Source organism: Staphylococcus sp. EG-SA-2 (assembly GCF_017152085.1).
Genome location: NZ_JACYHC010000349.1, coordinates 1 through 302 on the forward strand (window position 1 = coordinate 1; position 302 = coordinate 302).

The window sequence follows — 302 nt, forward strand, 5'->3', positions numbered from 1 at the left end:
TTTGAACCAAGCGATATTGTAGACGCGTATCTAGTTATTGCAGCAACCAATGAGCCACGTGTCAATGAAGCGGTAAAACAAGCCTTACCTGAGCATGCCCTTTTTAATAATGTTGGAGATGCATCAAATGGCAATGTTGTATTTCCAAGTGCACTACACCGCGACAAGCTAACTATCAGTGTATCAACTGATGGTGCGAGTCCTAAGTTGACAAAATCAATTATGGCAGAGCTTGAGGCGTTATATCCACCATCATACAGTTCGTATATCGACTTTTTATATACTTGCCGACAGAAAATAAA

The 302-nt window shown here is 40.4% G+C and carries 1 protein-coding gene; it reads left to right on the forward strand.

All coding sequences use genetic code 11. The features are described from left to right. Positions 1–302, forward strand: a 302-nt coding sequence (locus tag IDG60_RS03320; RefSeq protein ID WP_274611434.1) for an NAD(P)-dependent oxidoreductase, incomplete at both ends; no start/stop codon positions are given.